General features: G+C 71.5%; 16 protein-coding genes. 7 read left to right on the forward strand and 9 right to left on the reverse strand.

All coding sequences use genetic code 11. From position 1 onward, the window contains the following. The first annotated feature begins 32 nt into the window (after window positions 1–32). Window positions 33–2,114, forward strand: coding sequence for a phosphate acetyltransferase (gene pta, locus KV102_RS04095; protein WP_220345360.1), 2,082 nt, complete (start codon window positions 33–35; stop codon window positions 2,112–2,114). 12 nt (window positions 2,115–2,126) lie between these two features. Here the strand turns inward: pta and KV102_RS04100 are convergent, their stop codons facing one another. The 6 genes from KV102_RS04100 to KV102_RS04125 form a co-directional block, all read right to left on the reverse strand. Next, window positions 2,127–3,698: an aldehyde dehydrogenase family protein gene (locus KV102_RS04100; RefSeq protein WP_220345361.1), complete on the reverse strand. Its 1,572-nt coding sequence runs from the start codon at window positions 3,696–3,698 to the stop codon at window positions 2,127–2,129. Window positions 3,699–3,794: 96 nt separating this feature from the next. After that, on the reverse strand, window positions 3,795–4,484 hold the full coding sequence (locus KV102_RS04105; RefSeq protein ID WP_220345362.1) for a hypothetical protein: 690 nt from the start codon (window positions 4,482–4,484) through the stop codon (window positions 3,795–3,797). Between the two features lie 355 nt (window positions 4,485–4,839). Then, window positions 4,840–5,049 carry a hypothetical protein gene (locus KV102_RS04110; RefSeq protein WP_220345363.1) on the reverse strand — a complete coding sequence of 70 codons (210 nt, stop codon included), beginning with the start codon at window positions 5,047–5,049 and terminating at the stop codon, window positions 4,840–4,842. A gap of 12 nt (window positions 5,050–5,061) precedes the next feature. Beyond that, window positions 5,062–5,250 carry a hypothetical protein gene (locus tag KV102_RS04115; protein ID WP_220345364.1) on the reverse strand — a complete coding sequence of 63 codons (189 nt, stop codon included), beginning with the start codon at window positions 5,248–5,250 and terminating at the stop codon, window positions 5,062–5,064. 423 nt (window positions 5,251–5,673) lie between these two features. Then, a complete protein-coding gene (locus tag KV102_RS04120; RefSeq protein ID WP_220345365.1) occupies window positions 5,674–6,255 on the reverse strand; it encodes a dihydrofolate reductase family protein in 582 nt (193 codons plus the stop codon). A 63-nt stretch (window positions 6,256–6,318) separates the two neighbouring features. After that, window positions 6,319–7,158, reverse strand: a complete 840-nt coding sequence (locus KV102_RS04125; RefSeq protein WP_308290219.1) for a helix-turn-helix domain-containing protein — start codon at window positions 7,156–7,158, stop codon at window positions 6,319–6,321. 88 nt (window positions 7,159–7,246) lie between these two features. Here KV102_RS04125 and KV102_RS04130 point away from each other — a divergent pair, with 88 nt between their 5' ends. Next, a complete protein-coding gene (locus tag KV102_RS04130) occupies window positions 7,247–8,035 on the forward strand; it encodes an alpha/beta fold hydrolase (RefSeq protein WP_220345366.1) in 789 nt (262 codons plus the stop codon). Here KV102_RS04130 and KV102_RS04135 read toward each other — a convergent pair. Beyond that, entirely contained in the window at window positions 8,032–9,654 is a 1,623-nt protein-coding gene (locus tag KV102_RS04135) for a GMC family oxidoreductase (protein WP_220345367.1), read from the reverse strand. The genes KV102_RS04130 and KV102_RS04135 overlap by 4 nt on opposite strands. A 192-nt stretch (window positions 9,655–9,846) precedes the next feature. Here KV102_RS04135 and KV102_RS04140 point away from each other — a divergent pair, with 192 nt between their 5' ends. Together KV102_RS04140 and KV102_RS04145 are read left to right on the forward strand one after the other, a co-directional pair. After that, window positions 9,847–19,020 (forward strand): polyketide synthase, encoded by a 9,174-nt coding sequence (locus KV102_RS04140; RefSeq protein ID WP_308290221.1) that lies wholly within the window; start codon window positions 9,847–9,849, stop codon window positions 19,018–19,020. Then, a complete protein-coding gene (locus KV102_RS04145; protein ID WP_220345369.1) occupies window positions 19,017–19,412 on the forward strand; it encodes a holo-ACP synthase in 396 nt (131 codons plus the stop codon). The genes KV102_RS04140 and KV102_RS04145 overlap by 4 nt, the downstream gene beginning before the upstream one ends. A gap of 265 nt (window positions 19,413–19,677) precedes the next feature. On the opposite strand, the gene KV102_RS04150 is transcribed toward KV102_RS04145, so the two are convergent. Both KV102_RS04150 and KV102_RS04155 read right to left on the reverse strand, forming a co-directional pair. Beyond that, on the reverse strand, window positions 19,678–20,304 hold the full coding sequence (locus KV102_RS04150) for a TetR/AcrR family transcriptional regulator (RefSeq protein WP_220345370.1): 627 nt from the start codon (window positions 20,302–20,304) through the stop codon (window positions 19,678–19,680). Window positions 20,305–20,424: 120 nt separating this feature from the next. After that, the gene (locus tag KV102_RS04155; protein ID WP_220345371.1) at window positions 20,425–21,936 is read right to left on the reverse strand and encodes a S8 family serine peptidase; all 1,512 of its coding nucleotides are present in this window, start codon (window positions 21,934–21,936) and stop codon (window positions 20,425–20,427) included. 231 nt (window positions 21,937–22,167) lie between these two features. Here KV102_RS04155 and KV102_RS04160 point away from each other — a divergent pair, with 231 nt between their 5' ends. The 3 genes from KV102_RS04160 to KV102_RS04170 all read left to right on the forward strand — a co-directional run bounded on the left by KV102_RS04160 (window position 22,168) and on the right by KV102_RS04170 (window position 25,526). Further along, a complete protein-coding gene (locus KV102_RS04160) occupies window positions 22,168–23,688 on the forward strand; it encodes an acyl-CoA carboxylase subunit beta (RefSeq protein ID WP_220342152.1) in 1,521 nt (506 codons plus the stop codon). 10 nt (window positions 23,689–23,698) lie between these two features. Then, window positions 23,699–23,884 carry a biotin/lipoyl-binding carrier protein gene (locus tag KV102_RS04165; RefSeq protein WP_308289295.1) on the forward strand — a complete coding sequence of 62 codons (186 nt, stop codon included), beginning with the start codon at window positions 23,699–23,701 and terminating at the stop codon, window positions 23,882–23,884. 109 nt (window positions 23,885–23,993) lie between these two features. Further along, window positions 23,994–25,526, forward strand: coding sequence for an AMP-binding protein (locus KV102_RS04170; protein WP_220345372.1), 1,533 nt, complete (start codon window positions 23,994–23,996; stop codon window positions 25,524–25,526). The last annotated feature ends 31 nt before the right edge of the window (window positions 25,527–25,557 follow it).

Consider the following 25,557-nt stretch of genomic DNA (forward strand, 5'->3'; position numbering starts at 1 on the left):
AGCCGGGGCACGCCCGGCCTAGGCTCGGGCAGGTGGGAAACAGCGTCTACATCGCCTCCGTCGAGGGGTTCACCGGCAAGTCGACTGTCGCGCTCGGGGTCGTCGAGCAGCTGTCGCGACGCGTCCAGAGGGTCGGCGTCTTCCGTCCGATCGTCCGCGGCGACGTCGCGGCGACCGGCGGACGCGACTACGTGCTCGACCTGCTCGTGTCGCACGGCGCGGTCGTCACCTCCTACGAGGACGCCGTCGGCGTGACGTACGAGGAGGTGCACAACGATCCGGTCGCCGCGATGGAGCGGATCATCGACCGGCACGCCGCGGTCGCCGCGTCCTGCGACGCCGTCGTGGTGCTCGGCACCGACTACACCGACGTCGCCGCCCCGACGGAGTTCGTCTACAACGCACGCGTCGCCGCCAACCTCGCCTCACCGGTCCTGCTCGTGCTCAACGGCGCCGACCGTACCCGTGCGGACGTCAGCAGCGTCGCCGACGTCGCCGTCGCCGAGCTGGAGGCGAACCACGCCGAGCTGTTCGCCGTGATCGTCAACCGGGTGACCGACCCCGAGGTCCTGTCCGACCGCGCGACGCTGGTCGACCGTGACGTCCTCGTCTATGCCGTGCCGGACGAGCCCGTCCTGTCGTCCCCGACCGTCGCCGACCTCATGGCCGCCTGCGACGGCACCCTCGTACGCGGCGACGAGCGTCTGCTCGGACGCGAGGCCAGTGGCTTCGTCGTCGCCGCGATGACGCTGCCGAACGTGCTCGACCGGCTCTTCGAGAGTGCCGTCGTCATCGCCCCCGGCGACCGTCCCGAGATCGTGCTGGGCGTGCTCACGGCGCACGCGTCGACCGAGTTCCCCCAGATCGCTGGCATCGTGCTCAACGGCGGCATCGCGCTGCCCGAGCAGGTCGACAGGTTGCTGCGTGGGGTCGGGTCGACCATGCCGATCATCGCCACGGACCTCGGCACCCACGCGACCTCGCAGGCGTTGACGGGGCGACGCGGCCGGCTGACCCGGGAGTCACCTCGCAAGATCACGACCGCACTTGCGCTCTTCGCCGAGCACGTCGACGGCGACGCGCTCCTCGACCGGCTCGAGGTGTCGCGGACGACCGCTGTCACGCCGCTGATGTTCGAGCACGAGATCCTGGACCGCGCGACCGCCGACCGGAAACACATCGTGCTGCCGGAGGGCGACGACGAGCGCATCCTGCGGGCTGCCGACATCCTGCTGCGCCGCGGCGTCGCCGACCTCACGCTGCTCGGTGACCCGATCGCACTGACCGCGCGCGCCGCGAGCCTCGGCGTGGACCTCTCGGCCGCCGCGATCGTGGACCCGAGCGCCTCCGAGGACCTGGAGCACTTCGCCCAGGAGTACTACCGGCGCCGCAAGCACCGTGGTGTCGACCTCGACGACGCCCGGGCGACGGTCACCGACGTGTCCTACTTCGGCACGATGATGGTCGAGCTCGGCCACGCCGACGGCATGGTGTCGGGTGCGGCGCACACCACCGCTCACACGATCCGGCCGGCGCTCGAGGTCGTCAAGACGGTCCCGGGCGTCTCGACGGTCTCCTCGGTGTTCTTCATGTGCCTCGAGAACCAGGTCCTCGTCTACGGCGACTGCGCCGTCGTCGTCGACCCCGACGCGGTCCAGCTGGCGGACATCGCGATCTCGTCGGCGCGCACGGCGGCGGCGTTCGGCATCGAGCCGCGGGTCGCGATGCTGTCGTACTCCACGGGCGCCTCCGGCAGCGGGGCCGACGTCGAGAAGGTCCTCAACGCGACCGGGCTCGCTCAGGAGCGCGCCCCCGAGCTGCTCATCGAGGGGCCCATCCAGTACGACGCCGCGATCGACCTCGCGGTGGCGCGGACCAAGCTCCCCGAGTCCGACGTGGCGGGACGCGCGACCGTCTTCGTGTTCCCCGACCTCAACACGGGCAACAACACCTACAAGGCGGTGCAGCGCTCGGCGGGCGCGGTCGCGATCGGCCCCGTGCTGCAGGGCTTGCGCAAGCCGGTCAACGACCTGTCGCGCGGCGCCACGGTGCGCGACATCGTCAACACCGTGGCCATCACCGCGATCCAGGCTCAGCAGCTCGACGCAGGCTGAGCCCGGCGCGCTCTACTTCTTGGTGACCCGCAGCGCCTTGCCTCCGTGCAGGGCGGTGAGCAGCGAGACGAACGACTTCTCCTGACCCGGGGTCCGGCCGAAGGTGGTGAGCACCATCGCCGGCTTGAACCGCGGCACGGTGACCGCGTGCGAGTAGGCGAACTCCTTGAGCCCGTCCTCGCCGTGGATCCGACCGAAGCCCGACTCCCCCACACCGCCGAACGGCAGCGACGGCACGCCGGCGAACGAGGTGACGGAGTTGACCGAGGTCATCCCGGCACGGATCTTGTGGGCGATCTCGGCCGCACGCTTCTTGCCGAAGACGGCTCCGCCCAGGCCGTACGACGTCGCGTTGGCGCGGCGTACGGCCTCGTCCATCGACGGCACCGGGTTGACGACGAGCGTCGGGCCGAACGTCTCCTCGGTCACCGCGTCGGCGTCCTCGGGGACGTCGACGAGGATCGTGGGCTGGACGAACCGCTCGCCCACGGCGTCCGGCCCTCCGACAACGGCACGGCCTCCACGCGCGACCGCATCCTCGACGTGCCGCTTGATGATCGGGACCTGGCTCGGCATCGTGATCGGCCCGTACTCGGCGTCGGCGTCCGAGCCGGCCCGTACCTTGGCGGCCTGGGCCGTGATCTCGGAGACGAAGGCGTCGAAGACCTTCTCGTGGACATAGACCCGCTCGGTGCCGATGCACGTCTGGCCCGCGTTGGACATCCCGCCCCAGAGCGCCGCGTCGGCGGCCGCCGCGATGTCGGCGTCCTCGTCGACGATGAGCGCGTCCTTGCCTCCACCCTCGATCACCACCGGCGTCAGGTTCTTGGCGGCTGCCTCCATCACCTTGCGACCGGTGGCCGGAGACCCGGTGAAGGCCACCTTGTCGACCTTCGCCGACGCGAGCGCCGCGCCGGTCTCGCCCGATCCCGTCACGACCTGGAGCACCGGGTAGTCCGAGACCACCTCGGCGAACGCGTCGACGAGCCAGGTGCCGACTCCGGGGGTGTACTCCGACGGCTTGAACACGACCGTGTTGCCGGCGGCCAGCGCGTACGCGATCGAGCCCATCGGCGTGAAGACCGGGTAGTTCCACGGGCCGATGACGCCGACGACCCCGCGCGGCTTGTACTCGATGGTCGCCTTCTGGTTGACCATGAGGAGACCGGGCGAGACGGTGCGGCGCCCGAGGACCTTCTTGGCGTGGCCGGCGGCCCAGGCGATGTGGTCGATGGCGAGGCCGATCTCGAGCACCGCGTCGCCGTGCGGCTTGCCGGTCTCGGCGTGCACGAGGTCGGCGAGCTGGTGGATGCGCCGGGTGATCACGCCGTTCCAGCGGCCGAGCACCTCCTTGCGCCCGTCAAAGCCGATCTCGGTCCACCACCCGGTGGCGACCCGGGCGCGTTCGACGGCCGCGGCCACCTCGTCAGGCGTGGTGATCGGGTAGGTCCCGACCACGTCCCCTGTCGCCGGGTTCAGCGAGTCGAACGTCTGCGGCGTCGGAGCCGCCTGCTCCCCGCCCGCCCTCTTGTCGGCGCTCTTGCGTGCACGGGTGCGCTTCGGCGTCGGGCTGGTGGTCGCCATCGGATCCTCCGGGGTGTGACGTGCGGCACAGACTGTGTCTCGAAGCCTACTGTCCGGTAGCGACGGATCACAGGGCGGACCGGGCCTCCTGGGAGGTCAGTCCTCGTGAAGGTCCGCCCCTGTCGGCGGAAGAGCGACACCGAGGCGGAGGGAGGGCGGATCCTGGGTGACGTCGACCTGAAGGCCGCCGTCGACGAATACCCGCTTCGCCGCGAGCCGCTGGAGCAGATCTTTTCGATCGTGGGGAACTCTCGTGGAACCCACGCGTCGCCTCCCCAACATCACGGTGCACAGATTCGAGTCCACGTCTGACGGGTCGAGCCAGACGTCGAAGTCGTACACCACCTCACCATCATCGAGCTCGGTCGCTTCACAAGCGCGCACTACCCACTCACGATCCGTCTCCTCGACCGAGATCGGCACCTCGCTCAACGGCAGCCTCCAAAACTCCGGCGCACCCCGGAGCATCTCGACGTTTGAGGGTTCCTTCATCCAGCGAGGCTCACGTGGCGCCGATCGCAGCAGACTGAAGGTCGCCCGGACAACCTCGGCAAGGGTCCGAAGCCCCATCCGTGAGAACTCTCTACCCAGTTTCGACGGCGGCACACCCCGCTCCCAGAAGGAGGAGTAGACCTCCCACAGGTCCGAATCGAGCTCGCCGTCGACCACACTGTCGACCTCCGACCGGAGGAGGTCAAGAGACGGGTCGCCTGATTCGATACGCCGGGCCCAGGCCTGGCTGTATGCCTCGATGAAGAAGGGAGCCTGTGCAGATTCTGCACTCATGACGCCGGCCCCATGCTCATCAATCCCACCCTTGTCTGAGTGTGCTGCGGCAACGAGACGTCGTTCCGTTCAGGCCATTGTCCTCTGCACAGCAGGGGGTCGGGGTCGATCGCGCATAACGATTGCGTCCAGCTCGGACAGGTTCACGACCCGTGGCCTACTGCGGGACACCGCGGCCGGACCGCCGCAATGACACGCCCGCGCCCGCGTCCCGCAAGCCGTCGGCCAAGGTGTCGGCGTATCGCTCGGAGACGCGGATCGCGACCGCCACCCGGGTCGGCCGCTTCCGCTCCAGATCCCGGGGTAGAGGACGCAGCCGAGACTCCCCGCCGCTCGCACGGCGTACTCGGGCCGATCACCCCAGTCGTCGACGTTCACCGTGAGCGGACCCGAGGGCTGCCGCACGGGACCGACGAACCCACTCAGCACACGCACCCGTAGGCGCGGCCCAGACGACCGCGAGCAGGAGGAGGAAGATCCAGGCCGCGTCGGGAAGACGATCGCGGAGGGCCCAGACCATGACGGTCGCCGCGATAGCCGCCAGCAGCGTGATGACTCGGCTCATGTCTCAGCGATCTCAGCGATCCGGCCTCATGAGGCTCTGCTCGACGACGTCGCGCAGCCGGCGTGCTCGCTTCTCTGCGAGTCGCTCTCGACTGAGCAGGTTCACCACCGTGCCCACGAAGACCACCGCCACGAGGACGCCCCGCCAGGTCGACCCGACGTCGACCATCACCCACGCACCGAGCGACAGCGCTGCAAGCAACGTGAGGACAATCAGCTGGCTCCGACCGACAGGGAATCTTTGGGGACCCGGAGTCGCGAGCGTGCTGGCCAATTCCGCTTCTTCGACAGACTGCGGGAGCGGTCCCACCCGGGCCGCCTTCCACGCCCGCCAGTACTCCACATCCCAACATGCTCGTACTCTGCACGCTGAGCGTTGTATCTCGATCGAACAGGCATGGAGTGACCGAGCCCGATCGCATAGACAACGTAGCCTTGGTCAAAGTAGCTAAGTACGGGCCACAGCACGGCGTACGCCCACAAACCGTACGTGAGGCAGATCAGGGCACCATGAACCTCGCGGAACGCCACAACTAGTCCCTCTTCTCCGAGCGGGCACTGATCGTAGCGGCGCCAGCGGGTCCGCAGGTTCCTCTCGCGTCTGCTTCCACTACCTGGCCACCGGTCAACGGCGCACCCGATACCGCACGTGAAGCACCCGGTCACCCTGGATCACCACGTCAGGATCCTCTAACAGGTGCTGTGCGTGGACCGACCCGAAGTAGCGCTTGCCGGACCCGAGCACGACAGGCACGAGGTCCATGCGCACCTCGTCGACCAGTCCCGCGGCCAGCACCTGACCACCGACGTCACCGGCAGCGATCTCGACGACGCGGTCACCCGCAAGCTCCTGCGCCGCGGCCACTGCTGCCTCGATGCCGTCGAGGAAGTGGAACGGCGCCGCGGCGTCCCAGCCCTCGGGCGGTGGCCGGTGCGTCACGACGACCACGTGGTCGATCCCGCTGGGAGGCTGCCCGTCCCAACCGTCCGTCAGGTCGAAGACATGACGACCGGCGACGGTCACCCCGACCTCGTCCCAGTACGGGCGGACGTAGTCGAACGAAGCCCGCGACACCTTCAGAACGCCGCTGTCGTCCAACGGCACATCTCCACTGACCAGCCACTCGAAGATCGGGCCGGGATCGTCGTTCTCGGCCGCGATGAAACCGTCCACCGAGACCGACGCGTTCATGACCACTTTCCCCATGGACTCCTCCTCTGTCGGAGTCCCAAGTCTCGTGCGGCGTGAGCCCATCACTCTTGTACGAAATCACTCGGCTGGGAGCGGCCAGCCGTCCAGGACGTGGTCGGGATGATCGCGCAGGAATCGCCGTCGGACGTCGGCGTACCGGGTTGGCGTGAGTCCGGTGAACTCTCGGAACTCGCGCACGAAGTGGGCCTGGTCGAAGTAGCCGGCGCTGGCGGCAACGTCTCCCCAGTCGATCGGTGCAGCGACGTCGAGAGCCAACACCGCGGAGCTGAATCGGTAGCTGCGCGCCAGCCGCTTCGGCGTGACACCGATGACGGCCTTGAACCGCTTCGCCACGTAGGTGCCGCCGGCGCGCGCCGCCACACCGATGTCGCTGATCGGCACTGTCCCGCCTGTCGCCGCGATGGCGCTGCTCATGTCGCGGACCAGGTCAAGACCGTCGATCACCCGCAGCCGTCGCACCAGCTCCTTCTCGAGCACCATCAGCATCTCGTGCGGTGCGTCCGCGATGGTCAGCCGGTGTCGCAACTCAGCGACACCGGGCTGGCCCCAGATCTGTTCCACCGTTGCCGGTCGGTCGCACAGCTCGGCCGCGGGCACGGGAAGGAACGGCGCCAGACCCCACGGCCTGAAGTGCACGCCCACGGACCGGGTCGGGGTCGGGTAGCTGAACTCCCACGCACGCGTCGGCGTGGCGACCGCGCAGCCGTCGGCGTACTCCACGGCGTCGGCGTCGGTGCCTGCCCGGATGAGAAACGGCGCCCCGAGGTTGACGATGAGCAAGGGAGCGGGCGCCGCCGGCAGGGTCAACCGGGAGTACGGAGGGTCACCCTCCAGGTAGTAGAGGTCGTCGATCAGCCCGTCCAGCGGCGGACCGGGCACCCTGGACACGTACTCCACGCGTCCAGCATCGCCGACGCTGTCGACGCTGTCGATGAGTTCACCGGGCCTGCCGGGTCGTACGGGTATGAGAGGGCATCCCGCGACCGTGACGTCCGCCGACGGCACGCGGCTCGCCGTCACGCGGCGTGGGTCAGGCCCGCCGGTCGTGCTCGTCGACGGTGCCCTCGCGTGCTCGCGGACCGACCCCGGCCGACCTCTCGCGCAGGCACTGGCCGAGGCCTTCACGGTTCACGACTTCGACCGGCGCGGGCGCGGGCGCAGCACCGACACCGCGCCGTACGCCCCGCAGCGTGAGATCGAGGACCTGGCCTCAGTCCTCCGTGCCGCGGGTGAGGATGCCTGCCTCTTCGGGATGTCCTCCGGTTCCGTGCTCGGGCTCGAGGCGGTGGCTGCCGGTGTGCCGGTTCGACGCCTCGCCGTCTACGAGCCGCCCTACACCGGCGAGGTCGTCGGGGCCGCCAACGTGCGCCGGGCACGCAGCGAGCTCGAGGCGATCCTGGCCGACACGTCACGCGGGTTGGCGCGGTTCGGTGATGCGGTCGCCAGCCTCATGACGACCACCGGCATGCCGCAGGACATGGTCACGCTGGTACGTCACACCCCGGTCTGGGCCGAGTACGAGGCGCTGGCGCCCACCCTGGCGTACGACTTGGCCCTGCTCGGTGACGGGACCGTGCCACGATCGCGGCTCGAGGGCGTGCGTACCCCGACGCTGGTGCTCGACGGCGCTGCCAGTCCGGAGCTGCTCCGCTGTCCGTCGCGGATCGTCGCGTGCGTCGTCGGCGCTGTCGCCTACCGGTCGCTCCCGGACCAGACGCACGACGTCGATCCCGCCGTCCTGGCGCCGGTCCTGTCTGAGTTCTTCGCCGGCTAGACCGCCGCCGTCGCGGCGGCCACCCGCGCCGGCGGGAGCGTCCGCCCACGCATCAGGTCGGCCGCCTTCTCGCCGACCATGATCGCCGGCGCGTTGGTGTTGCCGCGCGGGACCATCGGCATCACCGAGGCGTCGGCGACCCTGAGCCCGTCGACCCCACGCACCCGCAGCTCGGGATCGACGACGGAGGACTCGCCGCTGCCCATCGCGCAGGTGCCGACGGGATGGAAGAGCGTCTGGCTCATGGTCCGGATGTGCTCGACGAGCTCGGTGTCGGTCGGGACCGCGCCTCGCGCCTTCGGCATCCAGAGGTCGACCAGGAACCGGGCGAGCGGGCCTGACGAGACGGTGTCCAGCACCCGCCGCACACCCGCGAGCTGGGCGTCGAGGTCGGTCTGGTCGTCGTAGTACGCCGCGTCGATCTCGGGATGCCACGTGGGGTCGGCCGAGCGCAGACGCAGCGAGCCGCGGCTCGCCACGTTGACCAGCGTCGACGCCGCCGTGAACATCTGCGCCTGCGGCTCGCGCAGCCCGTTGTCGTAGAACCCGCTCGGAGCGGCGTGGACCTGGAGGTCGGGTGCGGCGAGCCCGTCACGGCTGGAGAAGAACGCGCCCGCCTCGCCGAGGTTGGAGGCGAGAGGCCCGGTGCCCGTGGCCTTCCACCGGAGGAGGTTCGCGAGCGTGCTGGACTGCACCAGATCGGTGCTGCCGCGCGTCGTCCAGATCAGCGGGACCGCCGGATGGTCCTGCAGGTTTGCGCCGACTCCCGGCAGGTCGGCGACCACGTCGATGCCGTGCTCGCGCAGGTGCGTCGCGGGGCCGATGCCCGACAGCATGAGGAGCTGCGGGCTGTTGACGGCGCCGCCCGACAGGACGACCTCGCGCTCGGCCCGTGCGACCTGCTCCGTCCCCGCGACCGCGTACGCGACCCCGGTGGCCCTGCCGTCCTCGACGACGACGCGCGTGGCCAGCGCTCCGGTGAGGACCGTGAGGTTGGGACGGTCCATCGCGGGTTGGAGATAGGCGTCGACGACGGACCACCGACGGCCCTTGCGGCAGGTCACCTGATAGAGCCCGGCGCCCTCTTGCGAGGCACCGTTGAAGTCGTCGTTGCTCGCGAAGCCCGAGTCGACCGCCGAGTCGACCCACGCCGCGGTGAGCTCGTGGGTGAAGACGCGGTCCTCGACCCGCAGCGGCCCGTCGGTCCCGTGGTAGGGCCCAGAGAGGCGGGTGTTGCCCTCGGCCCGCACGAAGTAGGGCAGGACGTCCTCGTAGCCCCAGCCGTCGGCGCCGTACGCGTCGCGCCACGTGTCGTAGTCCAGGGCATTGCCGCGGATGTAGATCATCGCGTTCATCGAGGAGCAGCCGCCGAGGGCCTTCATCCGCGGCCAGTAGGCGCGCCGCCCGTGCAGCTGCTTCTGGGCGGTGGTCGTGTAGTTCCAGTCCCAGCGGGTCTTGAAGAGAGTCGAGAACGCCGCCGGGATCCGGATCTCGTCGGCGTCGGCCGGCGGGCCCGCCTCGAGGAGGAGCACCGTCACCGACGGGTCCTCGGTCAACCGAGCGGCCACGACCGCACCTGCGCTCCCCGCGCCCACCACCACGTAGTCGTACGACGTCATGCGCCGAAGTGTGACACACCTCATATGAGGCCGTCCCAGCCTCCGCCTGCTCCACGGGCAGCAGGGATCGACGGCCGACCGATCGGGAGAAAACATGAGGTAGTCCTCACGTAAATGTTGAGGCTTCCCTCATGTTTGGGTCATGATGAGGGCTGCCCCGACCGCGCACCACCAGGAAGGCTCGAGGGACTCGTGACGATCATCGACACCCCGACCACCCGGACGACGACGCACGACCACCGCACCCGGCTGGTCGACGCGCTCAACGACGCGACCCCGTACGCCCTCGCTTTCGGAGGTCAGGGAAGCCCGTGGCTCGAGCCGCTGAGCGACCTCCTGCGCACCTACGCGCTGGGGCCGCAGCTGCACGCGACCTGCGCGGGCGCCGAGCGCCTGCTCACGCCGGTGCTCCCCGAGCTCTCCCGCATCCCTTTGCCGTTCACCCCGCTGGAGTGGGCCGACGCGCTCGCGGTCGCCGAGTCGGCCGCCAGCGACGAGGCACCCCCCGCCCCGGACACCGACCTGCTGGCCCAGCCCGCCGTGTCCGTCCCCGGCATCCTCCTCGCCCAGCTCGCCGGCGTCGAGGCGCTGCGCCTGCAGGGTCTCGACCCCGCGACCAGCGCTCCCACCGCGGTCGTGAGCCACTCGCAGGGCGTCCTCGCCGCCGAGGCTGTGGCCGGACGAGACGCGTCCGAGGTCCTCGCCCTGGCCCGTCTGGTCGGCGCGGCCGTCCAGCTCACCGCCCAGCGCCGCGGCCTGCTCGGCGACACCATGCTCGCCGTACGGCGGGTCGACCCTGCCGAGGTCGAGCGCCTGCTCGCGGAGGTCAGCGACGTCGACGTCGACGTCGCCCTGCGCAACGGCCGCCGTTCGGTCGTCCTCAGTGGCCCGGCCGACGACCTGGTGACGATCAAGCGTCACCTCGAGCGCGAGGCGCAGACGCAGGCGTCGCTCCGCGACCGCAAGCTCACCGGCGGCACGCCGTTCTCCCCCGTCTTCGAGGTGCTGGAGCCGCGCGCCGCCTTCCACCACCACCGCCTGGCCGAGGCCGGCGACCTCGTCGCCGAGTGGGCCACCGCCTGCGGCCTCGACCCCGACTGGTCCCGTGACGTTGCCACGCGCGCCGTCATCGCCCCCGGCGACTGGGTCGGCGACCTGGAGTCTGCCCTCGACACCGGCGCGGAGTGGATCCTCGACCTCGGTCCGGGTGACCTCGCCTCGATGCTCGCCGGCTACGAGGCCACGGCGCGTGGTGTCGGCGTCGTCGCTCCCGCCACCCGGCGCGGACAGCGCACCCTCACCACGCCCGGCGCTGCCCCGCGGCGAGCCACCCCCTGGTCGGCGTACGCCCCGAAGCCGGTGACGCTGCCCGACGGCCGAACCGTGCTGGAGACCCGCTTCACGCGTCTCACCGGACGTTCTCCCATCCTGCTCGCGGGTATGACGCCGACCACCGTGGACGCTCCGATCGTCGCGGCCGCCGCCAACGCCGGATTCTGGGCCGAGCTCGCCGGAGGTGGGCAGGTCACCGAAGGCATCTTGACCGACCGCGTCGAGGAGCTCACGGGCCTCCTCGACCCGGGCCGTACCTTCGCGTTCAACGCGCTCTATCTCGACCCCTACCTCTGGAAGATGCAACTGGGTCAGCAGCGTCTCGTCCAGCGCGCGCGGGCCAACGGTGCCGCCGTCGACGCGGTCGTCGTCAGCGCCGGCATCCCCGAGCTCCCCGAGGCCGTCGCGCTGGTCGACGAGCTCCGCGAGGCCGGCATCTCCTATGTCGTCTTCAAGCCCGGCACCGTCAAGCAGATCCGCGAGGTGCTGGCGATCGCCCGTGAGGCGGCGCCGACCCCGGTCGTCGTCCACGTCGAGGGCGGCAAGGCCGGCGGCCACCACTCGTGGGAGGACCTGGACGACCTGCTCCTCACCACCTATGCGCAGCTGAGGGCCCAGGACAACGTCGTCGTCTGTGTCGGCGGCGGCATCGGCACCCCGCAGTCGGCGTCGGCCTACCTCACCGGCGCCTGGGCGCGACGCCACGGCTATCCGGCGATGCCGCTCGACGGCATCCTCGTCGGCACCGCGGCGATGGCGGCCCGCGAAGCCACCACCTCCCCGCAGGTCAAGCAGCTGCTCGTCGACACACCCGGCACCCCGGACTGGGTCGGTGCGGGCCGCGCCGTCGCCGGCATGGCGTCCGGGCGCAGCCAGCTCGGCGCCGACATCCACGAGATCGACAACGCCGCCTCGCGGGCAGGCCGCATCATCGATGAGGTCGCGGGAGACGCCGACGCCGTGGCCGCCCGGCGCGACGAGATCATCGCCGCGATCGCAGCGACCGCCAAGCCCTACTTCGGTGACGTCACGACGATGACGTACGCCGCGTGGCTCGCACGCTACGCCGAGCTCGCCGGCGCCGAGCCGGGCGAGAACGAGATCACCGGCGCCGGCGCCGAGAACTGGCTCGACGTGACGCTGCGCGACCGCTTCCACGCCATGGTGCAGCGCGCGGAGGCACGCCTCTCCGACGAGGACCACGGCGAGATCCCGACGCTGTTCGCCGACGCCGAGTCGGTCGGTGACCCGCACGCCGCGATCGGCACGCTGCTGACCGCCTACCCGCGTGCCATCGAGGTGACGCTCCACCCCGGCGACGTCCCCTTCTTCGTCGAGGTGTGCCGCCGTCCGGGGAAGCCGGTGCCGTTCGTGCCCGTCCTCGACGCCGACGTACGCCGCTGGTACCGGTCGGACTCCCTGTGGCAGGCCCATGACGCGCGCTACGGCGCCGACGCGGTCTGCGTCATCCCCGGTCCCGTCGCCGTCGGCGGGATCACCCGTGTCGACGAGCCGGTCGCCGACCTGCTGCGCCGCTTCGAGGACGAGACCGTCGACGACGTCCTGACCGCCGGTGCGCTCGAGTCGCGCGTCGCCGGGCGTCGCCGCGTCGACGCCGCCGACGACGTGCTCGGGCTGGTCCTGGCCGCGCCCGACGTGAGCTGGGCTGGCCGTACGGTCCGCAACCCTGTCCACCGTCTCGGCGTCGACTGGGTCATCGTCGACCCCTCGCGTGCCGAGCACGCCGAGACCGGAGCGGTCCTGCGCACCGACGGCCCCGACGCCGTGCTGGAGGTGCCGCTCGGCGGCACCCGCTCGCTGTCGGTCCGCATCCAGGTCGCCGACGCCGCAGACGGCGGTGCCCCGGTCGTCACCGCCGACAGCGCCGTGGCGGCGATGCGTTGCCTCCTCGAGGTCGCCGGGGGCGGCTCGTTGCCGCAGGCGCGGGACGGCGTCGCCCGTACCACCGTGCGCTGGTCGGGCGACTTCGGCTCCGACCACGCCGCCGTCACCGGCGGCGCCGTCGCTCGCAGCGGTCGCCCCGCACCCGACGCGCTGGTCGGCCTCGCCTGGCCTGCCGTCTTCGCCGTCCTCGCCGGCACCCGCGCACCGGGCTCCGACGTCGACGTCGTGGAGGGCATGCTCGACCTCGTCCATCTCGACCACGCGATCCGGCTCGCTGACGACCTTCCGCACGGCGGCGCCACGCTGAGCGTCGAGGCGCGCCTCGTCGGGGTCGAGGACGCAGGCGTCGGCCGCGTCGTGACCATCGACGTGGACGTGTGCACGGACTCCCACGAGCTCGCGACCCTGCGCGAGCGCTTCGCGATCCGCGGCCGCACCGGCGCCGCCGACCTGGGCGACCCCGTCGTCGCCGGTGGCGCGGCGCGCGGCGCCGTGACCGACACCCCGCGTCGTACGCGGGCGAAGCGGTCGGTCGTCGCCCCCACCGACATGCGGGCGTTCGCCGCGGTCACCGGTGACCACAACCCGATCCACACCAGCGTCGCCGCCGCCCGCCTGGCCGGCCTGGGCGATCCGATCGTCCACGGCATGTGGCTGTCGGCGACCGCGCAGCAGATGCTCGGTGACCGCCGCGTGGACGGCTGGACGACACGGTTCCTGGCGCCCGTCCGGCTGGGCGCGACGGTAGACCTGACGGCCGTGCGTACCGGTCTCGACGCCGGCGCGGAGATCCTCGAGATCACCGGCCGCAGCGAGGGCGAGCTCGTGCTCGCAGCCACCGCGCGCATCGCCGCGCCCCGCACGGCCTACGCGTTCCCCGGCCAGGGCATCCAGCACCCGGGCATGGGCATGGCGGGATACCGGCGCAGCAAGGCCGCGCGGGAGATCTGGGACCGCGCCGACGCCCACACCCGTACGGCGCTGGGCTTCTCCATCCTGACCGTCGTCCAGGACAACCCGACCGTGGTCGTCGCCGACGGCGTCACGCACCGGCACCCCGACGGCGTCCTGTTCCTCACGCAGTTCACCCAGGTCGCGATGGCCGTCCTCGGCTCGGCGCAGATCGCCGAGCTCCGTGAGGCCGGCGCGTTCGTCGAGGACGCGGTGCTGGCGGGCCACTCGGTCGGTGAGTACAACGCGCTGTCGGCCGTCTCGGGCGTGATCAGCCTCGAGGCCGTGATCGAGGTCGTGTTCCAGCGTGGATCGGTGATGCACGCGCTGGTCCCCCGCGACGCCGAGGGCCGGAGCGACTACCGCCTGGCCGCCATCCGCCCGAGCCAGATCGGGCTGGCGGACTCCGACGTCGCGGCGTTCGTCGAGGGTGTGTCGCAGGAGTCCGGCGAGTTCCTCGAGATCGTGAACTACAACCTCCGCGGCTCGCAGTACGCCATCGCCGGAACCGTCCGCGGCCTCGAGATCCTCGAAGAGGAGATCGCACGACGCCGCGCGGCGTTCGGCGGCAAGGCGGCGTTCATCCTCGTGCCCGGCATCGACGTACCCTTCCACTCGACCGTGCTCCGCGGTGGCGTGCCGGACTTCCGGGCCCGTCTCGAGGAGCTGCTCCCCGAGACGATCGACCCGTCGATCTTGCTCGGTCGCTATGTCCCGAACCTGGTCCCGCGGCCGTTCACGCTCGACCGGGGCTTCGTCGCCGAGGTCGCCGCGACCGTGCCGTCCGCGCCGCTGGAGGAGGTCCTCGCCGACTACGACGCATGGGCCGCCGACCCGGGCCGCCTGGCACGGCGCCTGCTCGTCGAGCTCCTGGCCTGGCAGTTCGCCAGCCCCGTGCGCTGGATCGAGACGCAGGACCTCATGTTCGGCGACCTCGGTGTCGAGCGCTTCGTGGAGGTCGGGGTCGCCAACGCACCGACCGTCGCGAATCTCGCCTCGGCGACGCTCAAGCTCCCGAGCGCACCGCACCGCTCGGTCGAGGTCGTCAACATCGAGCGCGAGCAGGCCGTCGTCTTCGCGACCGACACCGACCCGGAACCGGTGTCGGAGGAGCCGTCGGACACCGTCGAGGAGTCGGCGGCCGCGGCCGGCGCCCCCCAGACCGCCGGTGCTGCCGCGGGGCCCTCCCCCGTCGCAGCGCCGGCCCCGAGCGCCGACCGACCGGCCGACCTGTCCTTCGACGCCGCCGACGCGACGACGGTGCTGCTGGCCTGGTGGACCAAGATGCGCCTCGACCAGATCGGTGCGGCCGACTCGATCGAGTCGCTCTGCGACGGCGCGTCCTCACGGCGCAACCAGCTGCTCGTCGACCTCGGCGGCGAGCTCTCGCTGGGCGCCATCGACGGCGCCGCCGACGCGGACCTGCCGACCCTGTCGGGCCAGGTCAAGGGCCTCGCCCGGGCGTACAAGCCGTTCGGCCCGGTGCTGTCCACCGCCCTCGGCGACCACCTCGCCAAGGTCCTCGGCCCCACGGGCAAGCGCCAGTCGGCGATCACCGACCGCGTCACCGGCGTGTGGCAGCTCGGACCGGGCTGGGCCAGCCACGTGGTCGCGGAGCTCGCCCTCGCGACCCGCGAGGGCAGCAGCGTACGGGGCGGAGCCTTCGGCGAGCTCGGGGCGCCGACCAGCGCCGCGGAGCTCGACAGCGCGGTGGACGCCGCCGTCGCGGCCGTCGGCGCCCGGCATGGTGTCGCCGTCGCGATGCCGAGCGCCGGTGGCGCCGACGTCACCGTCGACGCCGCTGCCCTCGGTGAGATCACGGCGGAGATCACGGGGCCCGACGGGGTGCTCGCCTCCACCGCTCGCCACCTGCTCGGGAGGCTGGGACTGTCGAGCGCCGGCGCGGTGGCTGACGCCGGCGACCACGCGACCGACGCCGCGGTGCTGGCGCAGGTCGAGGCCGAGCTCGGCAACGACTGGGCCCGTCTGACGACCCCCGCCTTCGACGCGCGACGCGCGGTGCTGCTCGACGACCGGTGGGCCAGCGCCCGCGAGGACGTCGCGCGGATCGCCGCGGGTGACGACGTCACGGCCACGGTCGAGACCTTCGTCGGCGCCGGCGAGGACGTCGCAGCGCAGGCACGGTGGTGGGCCTCACGGACCGACGACACCGGCGTCGCCGAGCGGCTGACCATGGTCGCGGAGGCAGCGCTCGACATCACACCCGGGGACTGGGCCGACGACGTCGCCGTCGTCACCGGCGCCAGCACCGGGTCGATCGCCGCATCGGTCGTCGGTCGGCTGCTCGGTGGCGGCGCCACCGTCGTCGCGACCACGTCCCGGCTCGACCAGTCCAAGCTGCGGGCGTTCAAGGAGCTGTACCGCACGCACGCCCGCGCCGGGGCACGCCTCTGGGTCGTCCCGGCCAACCTCGCGTCCTTCGCCGACGTCGACGCGCTCGCGTCGTGGGTGAGCGAGGAGCAGACCACGTCCGCCGGTGGCGCCACCACGGTGGTCAAGGCTGCGCTGACGCCCACGCTGCTCTTCCCGTTCGCCGCGGGGCGGGTCGCCGGTGACCTCACGGAGGTCGGCTCCCGCTCCGAGGTCGACATGCGGATCCTGCTCTGGTCGGTCGAGCGGCTCATCGCCGCACTCGCCACCACGGGCCGCGCCCACGACCTCGCGTCCACGCTGCACGTGGTGCTGCCGGGCTCCCCGAACAGGGGCACCTTCGGTGGCGACGGGGCGTACGGCGAGGCGAAGGCCGCGCTCGACGCCATCACCGCGAAGTGGTCCAGCGAGGCCACCTGGAGCGACCGCGTCTCGCTCGTCCACGCGATCATCGGCTGGGTCCGCGGGACCGGGTTGATGGGGGCCAACGACCCGCTCGTCGAGGCGGTCGAGCAGGCGGGAGTCCGTACCTGGTCGACCGACGAGATGGCCGAGGCTCTGCTCGAGCGGGCGACACCGCAGGCCCGCGCTCAGGCGCGTACGGCGCCGGTGACCGTCGACCTGACCGGCGGGCTGGGCGAGGCCGACGTCGACCTCGGCGCGCTGGCCCGGGACGCGGCCGACGCGGTCGGTGCGACCGGTGTGCCGACGGAGTCCGACGACTCCGTGAGGATCGCGGCGCTCGCGCCGTCGCCGGCGCAGCTGCCTGCGCGTCCTGACGTGCCCTGGCCCAGCATCTCGGCCCGCCCCGAAGACCTCGTGGTCATCGTGGGCGCCGGCGAGCTGGGGCCGTACGGGTCGGCGCGCACGCGGTTCGAGTACGAGGTGTCCGAGGAGCTGTCGGCCGCGGGCGTGCTCGAGCTCGCCTGGTCCACCGGCCTGGTGGCCTGGGACAACGGCGGCTGGTACGACGTCGCGTCGGGCGAGCCCGTCACCGAGCCCGAGCTCCACGAGCGCTACCACGACGAAGTGGTCGAGCGGTGCGGCATCCGTCGCTACGCCGACGACGGCGCGCTCGTCGACGCCTCGACGCCCCTGCTCGCTCGGGCCTACCTCGACGAGGACCTCACGTTCTCGGTCGGCAACGAGGCCGCCGCGCGGGCGATGTATGACGCCGACCCCGGCCGTACGGTCATCGCACCGGGCTCCGACGGCGACTGGACGGTGACGCGCAGGGCGGGCACCGAGATCCGCGTCCCGCGGCGTCTCGCGCTGACCCGGACGATCGGCGGCCAGATCCCGACCGGCTTCGACCCCACCGTGTGGGGCGTCCCGGCTGAGATGCTCGAGTCGTTGGACCGGGTCGCGGTCTGGAACCTCGTCTGCACCGTGGACGCGTTCCTCTCCAGCGGGTTCAGCCCTGCCGAGCTCATGGGCTGGGTCCACCCTGCGGCGGTCGCGAGCACCCAGGGCACCGGCATGGGCGGCATGACGTCGATGCGCTCGCTCTACGTCGACACGCTGCTCGGCGAGGCCAAGCAGAACGACATCCTCCAGGAGGCGCTGCCGAACGTCATCGCGGCGCACGTCATGCAGTCGTACGTCGGTGGGTACGGGTCGATGGTCCACCCCGTCGCCGCCTGCGCCACGGCGGCGGTCTCGATGGAGGAGGGCGCTGACAAGATCCGGCTCGGCAAGGCCGACTTCGTGGTCGCGGGAGGTTTCGACGACCTGTCGACGGAAGGCATCGTCGGATTCGCCGACATGTCCGCGACCGCCGACTCCGGCGTGATGCTCGCCAAGGGCATCGACCCTCGCTACGTCAGCCGGGCCAACGACCGGCGACGCGGCGGGTTCGTCGAGTCGCAGGGGGGCGGCACGGTGCTGCTCGCCCGCGGCGACGTGGCGCTGCGGATGGGGCTGCCGGTCCTCGGTGTGGTCGCGTACGCGGGCTCCTTCGCTGACGGCGTCCACACGTCGATCCCGGCGCCGGGCCTGGGTGCGCTGGCCGCGGCCCGTGGTGGCGCGCAGTCGCCGCTGGCGCGCGGGCTCGCGACGCTCGGTCTCGCCGCGGACGACGTCGCGGTGGTGTCCAAGCACGACACCTCCACGGCAGCCAACGATCCCAATGAGTCCGAGCTGCACGAGCGGATCGCCGCGTCGCTCGGGCGCTCCGAGGGCAACCCGCTCTTCGTCCTGTCGCAGAAGGCGCTGACCGGACACTCCAAGGGCGGCGCGGCGGCGTTCCAGGCGATCGGGCTCTGCCAGGTCCTCGGCAGCCAGGTGCTGCCGCCGAACCGGAGCCTCGACTGCGTCGACGACGTGCTCGATGAGAACCCGCACCTGGTGTGGCTCCGCGACGCGCTGCCGGCGCCGGCGCCGATGCGGGCCGGGCTGGTCACGAGCCTCGGGTTCGGCCACGTCGCGGCGCTGGTCGCCATCGCGCACCCGGAGGCGTTCCTCGCGACGCTCGACGCCGACGAGCGCCAGGAGTACGAGCGGGCGTCGCGGGCGCGGGAGATCTCGGGTCGCCTGCGGCTCGTGCGGGCGATGTATGGCGGCCCTGCCCCGTACCAGCGCCCGGTCGGACGCCGCCTCGGTGACTCCGACGCGCGGGAGCGGGAGGCCTCGATCCTCCTCGACCCGCGGGCACGTCTCGGTGCGGACGGTACGTACGCGGTCGGGGTTGGGAACGCCCCCGCCGTCGTCGAACCGCCCGCACCGGGATCGGGGAACGTCGCCAGGGGGGTGGGTGACGTCGCGGACGGCGGACCGCGCACGCGATGAGCGTGCTCGGCGTCGGCGTGGACCTGGTCCACGTCCCGTCGTTCGGAGAACAGCTCGCGCAGCCGGGAACCCGGTTCGCCGAGCTGTTCACCCCCGGCGAGCGAGGTGACGCGGCGGACGGCTCGGCCGACCGTACGCGTCATCTCGCGGCGCGGTGGGCGGCCAAGGAGGCCGTCGTCAAGGCCTGGTCGGCTTCGTTGCACGGCTCCCCGCCCGTCGTCGACGAGAGCAAGGCGCTGGCCGCGATCGAGGTCGTGAAGGACCTCTGGGGGCGGCCGCAGATCGTGCTGCACTCCCCCGTACGCGAACATCTCGACGCGGCGGCCCTGCATGTGTCGCTGTCGCACGACGGCGACTACGCGATCGCGTACGTCGTCCTCACCGCCGCCTGACCTCCGCTCGCTGGTCACTCTCTGCTGCCCGCGGGTCACTGTCTGCCGCTCGCGGGTCACCGTGTGGCGGCGGTGGGTCACCGTGTGGCGGCCGCGGGTCACCGTGTGGCACCGGCGGGTGACTGTCTGCCGCTCGCGGGTCACCGCCTGGCACCGGCGGGTCACCGTGCCAGTGACCCGCGAGTGCCAGAGAGTGACCCGCGAGCCAACGAGAGCGACCCGCGAGTGCCAGAGAGTGACCCGCGAGCGGAGGAAGAGGGTGGGGTCAGCCGGACTGCTCGGCGGCGAGCAGGTACGAGCCGAGGAGTCGCTTGAGCTCGATCACGGCCTCGGCATGCTCCTGACCGTCGCGGATCGAGAAGTTGAGCATCGAGTACGCCACGTGGACGAGGACCTCGGCGACGATCTTGCGACGTGCGCGGGGAGTCTTCGGCGTGAGCGGCGCGAGCACATGGGCGACGTCGGCGGCCAGCTCACGCTCGGTCAGCGCCGCGGTCGCTCGCGTCGCGGGCGTGGACTGCACGGCGTGCCACACCGCACGGCGCGACGGGTCGGTGACCCAGAGCGCGGCGATGTGGTCCACGAGCTGGTCGAGGAGCCGGAGCCAGTCGAGGGTGGGCAGCTCGGCGGCGAGACGGGCGAGCTCCGCGCGCACTGCGACGACGTCTTGGCGGTCGAGCTCGCAGACGACGACGTACTTGTTCTGGAAGAACTGATAGATCGTGCCGATCGGGATGCCCGCGCGGTTGGCGACCTCCTCGAGCGTGAACGACTCGAAACCGACCTCCAGCAGGAGGTCGCGCGACGTCTGCAGGATCAGATCGAACTTCTTCTGACTCCGCTCCTGCGTCGGCCTCCGCCGCGGCTCGAGAATCTCGATGGTCGCGCTCACACCATCAACCCTACCGATGCGTAGGTTTCGGCGTGGGAGGCGCGACACATGATGCAAACGCGGTTTGCAGACGAACGGCGCGGCACGCCCCGTGAGGGCCGTGCCGCGCCGCGATCGTCGTCAGCGAGCCGCAGTGGCGTCCAGCGCGTCGACGAGGCCGTCACCGAAGAAGCCGTTGTAGGCCGGCGTGCCGGTGCAACGGGTGTCGGTCGGGCACGGCTTGTCGTCAGCCTGGGCACGCAGGAGCGCGACCAGCTCCGCCGGCGTCGCCTCGGGGTGCGACGCCTTCAGCAGCGCCAGCACGCCAGCGACGTGCGGCGAGGCCATCGAGGTGCCGGACTTGAGTCCCCAACCGCCGTTGAGGACGGTCGAGAGGATCCGGCTGCCCGGCGCGGTCACGTCGATCACGCCGTCGCCGTAGTTGGAGAAGGTCGACTTGGCTTCAGCCTGGTCGTTCGAGGCGACCGTCACGACACCCGGCAGCTCGGCCGGGAGGTCCTCGCAGCCCTCGTCGATCTGACGCGTCACCGGCGTCGTGTCGTTCGGGCTCGTGGTGTCGGTCGTCTTGTTGGCCAGGTCGTAGTTGGCGTTGCCGGCGGCGGCAGCGCTCACGACCCCGTTGCGCTCGGAGTACGAGACGGCGCGACGGACGGCCTCCTTGGCGGCGGCCTGGTCAGGATCGTTGCTGCACCAGAACATCCACGGGTCGATGTAGTAGCTGTTGTTGGTCACGTCGACGCCGTGCTCAGCGGCCCAGACGAAGCCGCAGACGGCGTACTCGGGGTAGATGTAGCCGTCGTCGTCGACGACCTTGATCGACGTCATCATCGAGTTCGGCGCGACCCCGACGATGCCCACACCGTTCTTGGCCGCGGCGATCGTGCCGGCGACGTGCGTGCCGTGGTCGCTGGTCGTCGGGATCCAGGCGGCGCGGCTCGTGTCCGGGACGCCGTAGGCGGTGCAGCCGACCGAGTTCTTGGCGTCCACGTTGGGCGCGAGGTCGGGGTGGGTGTCGTCGATGCCGCTGTCCAGCACGCCGACGGTGACGTCGCGGCTGCCGTCGGGCGCGACGTCGGCCTTGATCTGGGTCATGTCCCACTGCTGCGCCTCGAGCGGGTCCGCCTCCACGACCTCGGTGGCGGAAACACCCTGGCGGATCTCGAACGCGGACCGGGTGTCGGTGCTGCGCGCGAGCGAGCGAGGCTGCGGCGCCTCCTCGGCGGGCGTCTTGACCGCGGCCGTACGGGTCGCGCCGACCGACTGGACGGCGTGTCCCTTCGCGACGTCGACGACGTCCTCACGGAAGTCGGCCGACGTCGAGTGGGCGACGACGACACCGATCTGCGGCCAGGACTGGATGACCGTGCCACCGGCGTCGCGGACCGCGCGCTCGGCGAGACGGGTCTGCCCCGGGTTGGGCTTGCTGTTGACGACGTAGCTCATCAGCTCGCCGTCGGCGACGGCGACCGGCGCGGCGAGCGACGAGGCGCTCGCCGCGCTCGACGGCGCCGAGGCTCCGACTGCCGGGCCAGCGGTGAGTGCGGCGGCGACCAGGCCGATGCCGCAGAGGGTCGCGGCGGCGAGGGGCCGTCGAGATCGGCGAGGAGAGAGTGGGGATGTGGAACTGACCATGAGGTGGTGTCCTCCGCTGCTTTTCGGTCCACGATCCGGCCCGACCGCTGTGATGGGCTTGAGGCCTTCTCGGGGGAGTTGCTTGTGTGACGCAACCGTAGACCGAGGGTTCGCCCGACGCTGGTCACCGGGGTGATCCATGACACAGGGCGACCCGGGTTGACAAAAACATGAGGTACCCCTCATCTTTGTAGAAGTCCTGAGGCTTCCCTCATGTTTTAGGAGACCGAGTTGACCACGATCAACACGGAGACCGCAACCTCCGATCACCGCGCCCGTCTCGCCCGTCGTCGGCAGGAGCGTTTCCGCCGCGTCGAGCCGCGCGGACGCCGTGAATACACCGCTCGCGAGCGCGCCGAGATGCTCGTCGACGCCGGGTCGTTCGTCGAGATGACCCCGATGCGCGTCGACGGTGACGGCAAGGGTGCAGGGGTCGTGATCGGCTGGGGTCGTGTCGACGGCCGTGGGGTCGTGATCGCGAGCCACGACGCTGCTGTCGCGTCCGGCGCCATCGGCGCCGTGATGGCCGAGACGGTGCAGAAGGCTCAACGCTTCGCGATCGACCGGGGATACCCGATCGTGTACGTCAACGACTCCGGCGGCGCGCGCATCCACGACGGGATCCTGGCGCTGCACGGCTGTGGCGAGATCTTCGCCCTCAACGTCCACGCACAGCGACGCATCCCGCAGATCTCGCTGATCCTCGGCCCGTGCGCCGGCGCCGCGGCGTACTCCCCCGCCCTCACCGACTGGACGATCATGGTCCGCGAGCAGGGCCAGATGTTCCTCACCGGACCGGACATCGTGAAGGCGACCACCGGGGAGGACGCGAGCGCCGAGGACATCGGCGGCTCGCAGATGCACACCGAGACCAGCGGCGTCGCGCACCTCGAGGTCACCAACGAGGAGGAGGCGTTCCACGCGACGCGCCTGCTGCTCTCGTACCTGCCCTCCCACGTCGGCGCCCCGATGCCGGTCGTCGCCGCGCGCCGACCCGACCCGGTGGCGGCCGAGCGGCTGCCGTACGTCGTCCCGGACAAGGCGAGCGTGGTCTTCGACATGCGCGACGTGCTCGACGGCGTGCTCGACCACGGCCCGCGCCTCGAGCTCATGCCGGCGCACGCGCCGAGCATCCTCACGCTGTTCGGCCACCTCGACGGCCGGCCGGTGGGCGTGCTGGCCAACCAGCCGGCATCGCGGGGCGGAGTCCTCGACGCGAAGTCGTCGGTCAAGGCGGCACGGTTCATCGAGTTCTGCGGCCGGTTCGGGCTGCCGGTGGTGACCTTCGTGGACGTGCCCGGCTTCCTGCCCGGCACGGTCGAGGAGTCCCGCGGCGTGATCACGCACGGCGCCAAGCTGCTCAAGGCGTACGTCGAGACCACCTCGCCGCTGCTCACGGTCGTCGTCCGCAAGGCGTACGGCGGCGCCTACATCGCGATGGGCTCGCGTTCGCTCGGCGCCGACTACTCGTGGGCGTGGTCCGGGGCGGAGATCGCCGTGATGGGACCCGGCGGCGCGGTGGCGCTGCTGCACCGCCGCCGGCTGCGCGACGCGGAGGACCCGATCGCCGTGCGCGACGAGCTGGCGGCCGAGTACCGGGAGAACGTCGCTCGCCCGTACGTGGCGGCCGAGGCGGGCATCGTCGACGACGTGATCCTCCCCGAGGAGACCCGTGACCGCCTGGTCGACGCCCTGGCGACGCTGGGCTTCGAGGAGAGCGGCCGCGGCGGGGGTGCGCGTGTACGCCGCTAGGGCCGAGATCGTGGGCAACGTGTGGCGACTGGTTGCCCGGGAGGGTGACCGCGTCGCCGCCGGCGACGTGGTCGCGGTGCTCGAGACGATGAAGATGGAGATCCCGGTGCACACCGCGGAGCCGGGCACGGTCCGGCTCCGCGTCCGCGAGGGCGAGATCGTCCAGGAGGGCGACGTCATCGCGGAGATCGGCTGACGGCCTGCGCTCTCCGGCTCGTACGCGTTCACGCGGCATGGGCGGCGTGATAGGACGTGATCAGGGTCACACGACCTGCGTCCCGGCCGCCGACCGTACGAGGTGCTCGATGTTCTTCCCGCTGACCGTCCGCGACTTCCTCGACCGTGCCGTCACCGTCTATCCGGAGCGGATCGGCGTCGTGGACGAGCCGGACCAGCCTGCGCCGTCCTGGGGCGAGGTCACGTACGCCGAGCTCGGGCGTCGCGCGCGGTCGCAGGCGGCCTACCTCGACGACCTCGGGGTGCCGCAGGGCGCGCGGGTCGCGATCGTCTCGCAGAACTCCGCACGGCTGCTCGCGTCGTTCTTCGGCGTCTCCGGGTGGGGCCGCATCCTGGTCCCGATCAACTTCCGCCTCGCGCCCGCCGAGATCGCCTACATCGTCGAGCACAGCGGCGCGGAGGTGCTGATGGTCGACCCCGAGATCCGCGGGCTGCTCGACTCGGTCACGGCCGAGCACACGTTCGTGCTCGGCGAGGACGACGAGGCGATGTGGGCGACCCGGGGCGAGCCCGAGCCCTGGCAGGGTGACGAGTCTGCGACCGCGACCATCAACTACACCTCCGGGACCACCGCACGGCCCAAGGGCGTCCAGCTGACGCACCGCAACCTGTGGACCAACGCCAGCATCTTCGGCTGGCAGACGAGCATCAACGATCGTGACGTCTACCTGCACACGCTGCCGATGTTCCACGCGAACGGCTGGGGCATGCCCTACGCGGTGACCGGGATGGGCGGACGGCATGTGGTGATCCGCAAGATCGACGGGGCCGAGATCCTCCGGCGGGTGGAGCGCCACGGCGTCACGGTGATGTGCGCCGCCCCCGCCGTCGTCCAGGCCGTGCTCGACGCGGCGAAGACGTGGGACGGCGAGATCCCGGGCCGCGACCGGGTCCGCATCATCGTGGCCGGCGCCCCTCCCCCGACCCGCACCATCGAGCGGGTGCGCGGCGAGCTCGGCTGGGAGTTCATCCAGATCTACGGTCTGACCGAGACCGCGCCCCTCCTGACGATGAGCCGCATGCGCGAGGAGTGGGACGACCTCGAGCCGCTGGAGCAGGCCCGCCTCCTCGGCCGGGCCGGCGCCCCCGCCGTCGGCGTACGCGTCATGATCGACGACACCGGCGAGGTGTTGGCGCAGTCGAACCACAACCTCGAGGCCTACTGGGACAACCCCGAGTCGACGGCCGTCGCGCTGGCCGACGGCTGGTTCCACACCGGCGACGGCGGCACGATCGAGGACGGCCACCTCGTGATCGCCGACCGCAAGAAGGACGTCATCATCTCCGGCGGCGAGAACGTCACCTCGATCGAGGTGGAGGACGCGCTCATGCTGCACCCGGCAGTACGCGAGGTGGCCGTGATCGGCATCCCGGACGAGAAGTGGGGTGAGCTCGTCACCGCCCTGGTCGTCCTCGACCCCGACGCCGGCGAGGTGGGCGAGGGCGACCTGATCGCGCACACGCGGCAGCACCTCGCCGGTTACAAGTGCCCGAAGCGGATCGAGTTCCGCGAGGAGCTCGCCCGTACGGCGACCGGCAAGCTGCAGAAGTTCAAGCTGCGCGCGCCGTACTGGGAGGGCCAGCAGCGCCAGGTCCACTGACCGCCCGCGGCCGTCGGCTTGCCGGCTCGGT

Source organism: Mumia sp. zg.B53, assembly GCF_019550935.1.
In the GTDB taxonomy this organism is placed as follows: Bacteria; Actinomycetota; Actinomycetes; order Propionibacteriales; family Nocardioidaceae; genus Mumia.

Coding starts and splice junctions, on each gene's coding strand:
- KV102_RS04145 (WP_220345369.1), top strand. CDS start 19,017: ATGAGCGTGCTCGGCGTCGGCGTGGACCTGGTCCACGTCCCGTCGTTC.
- KV102_RS04100 (WP_220345361.1), bottom strand. CDS start 3,698: ATGGCGACCACCAGCCCGACGCCGAAGCGCACCCGTGCACGCAAGAGC.
- KV102_RS04110 (WP_220345363.1), bottom strand. CDS start 5,049: ATGAGCCGAGTCATCACGCTGCTGGCGGCTATCGCGGCGACCGTCATG.
- KV102_RS04105 (WP_220345362.1), bottom strand. CDS start 4,484: ATGAGTGCAGAATCTGCACAGGCTCCCTTCTTCATCGAGGCATACAGC.
- KV102_RS04120 (WP_220345365.1), bottom strand. CDS start 6,255: ATGGGGAAAGTGGTCATGAACGCGTCGGTCTCGGTGGACGGTTTCATC.
- KV102_RS04170 (WP_220345372.1), top strand. CDS start 23,994: ATGTTCTTCCCGCTGACCGTCCGCGACTTCCTCGACCGTGCCGTCACC.
- KV102_RS04155 (WP_220345371.1), bottom strand. CDS start 21,936: ATGGTCAGTTCCACATCCCCACTCTCTCCTCGCCGATCTCGACGGCCC.
- KV102_RS04135 (WP_220345367.1), bottom strand. CDS start 9,654: ATGACGTCGTACGACTACGTGGTGGTGGGCGCGGGGAGCGCAGGTGCG.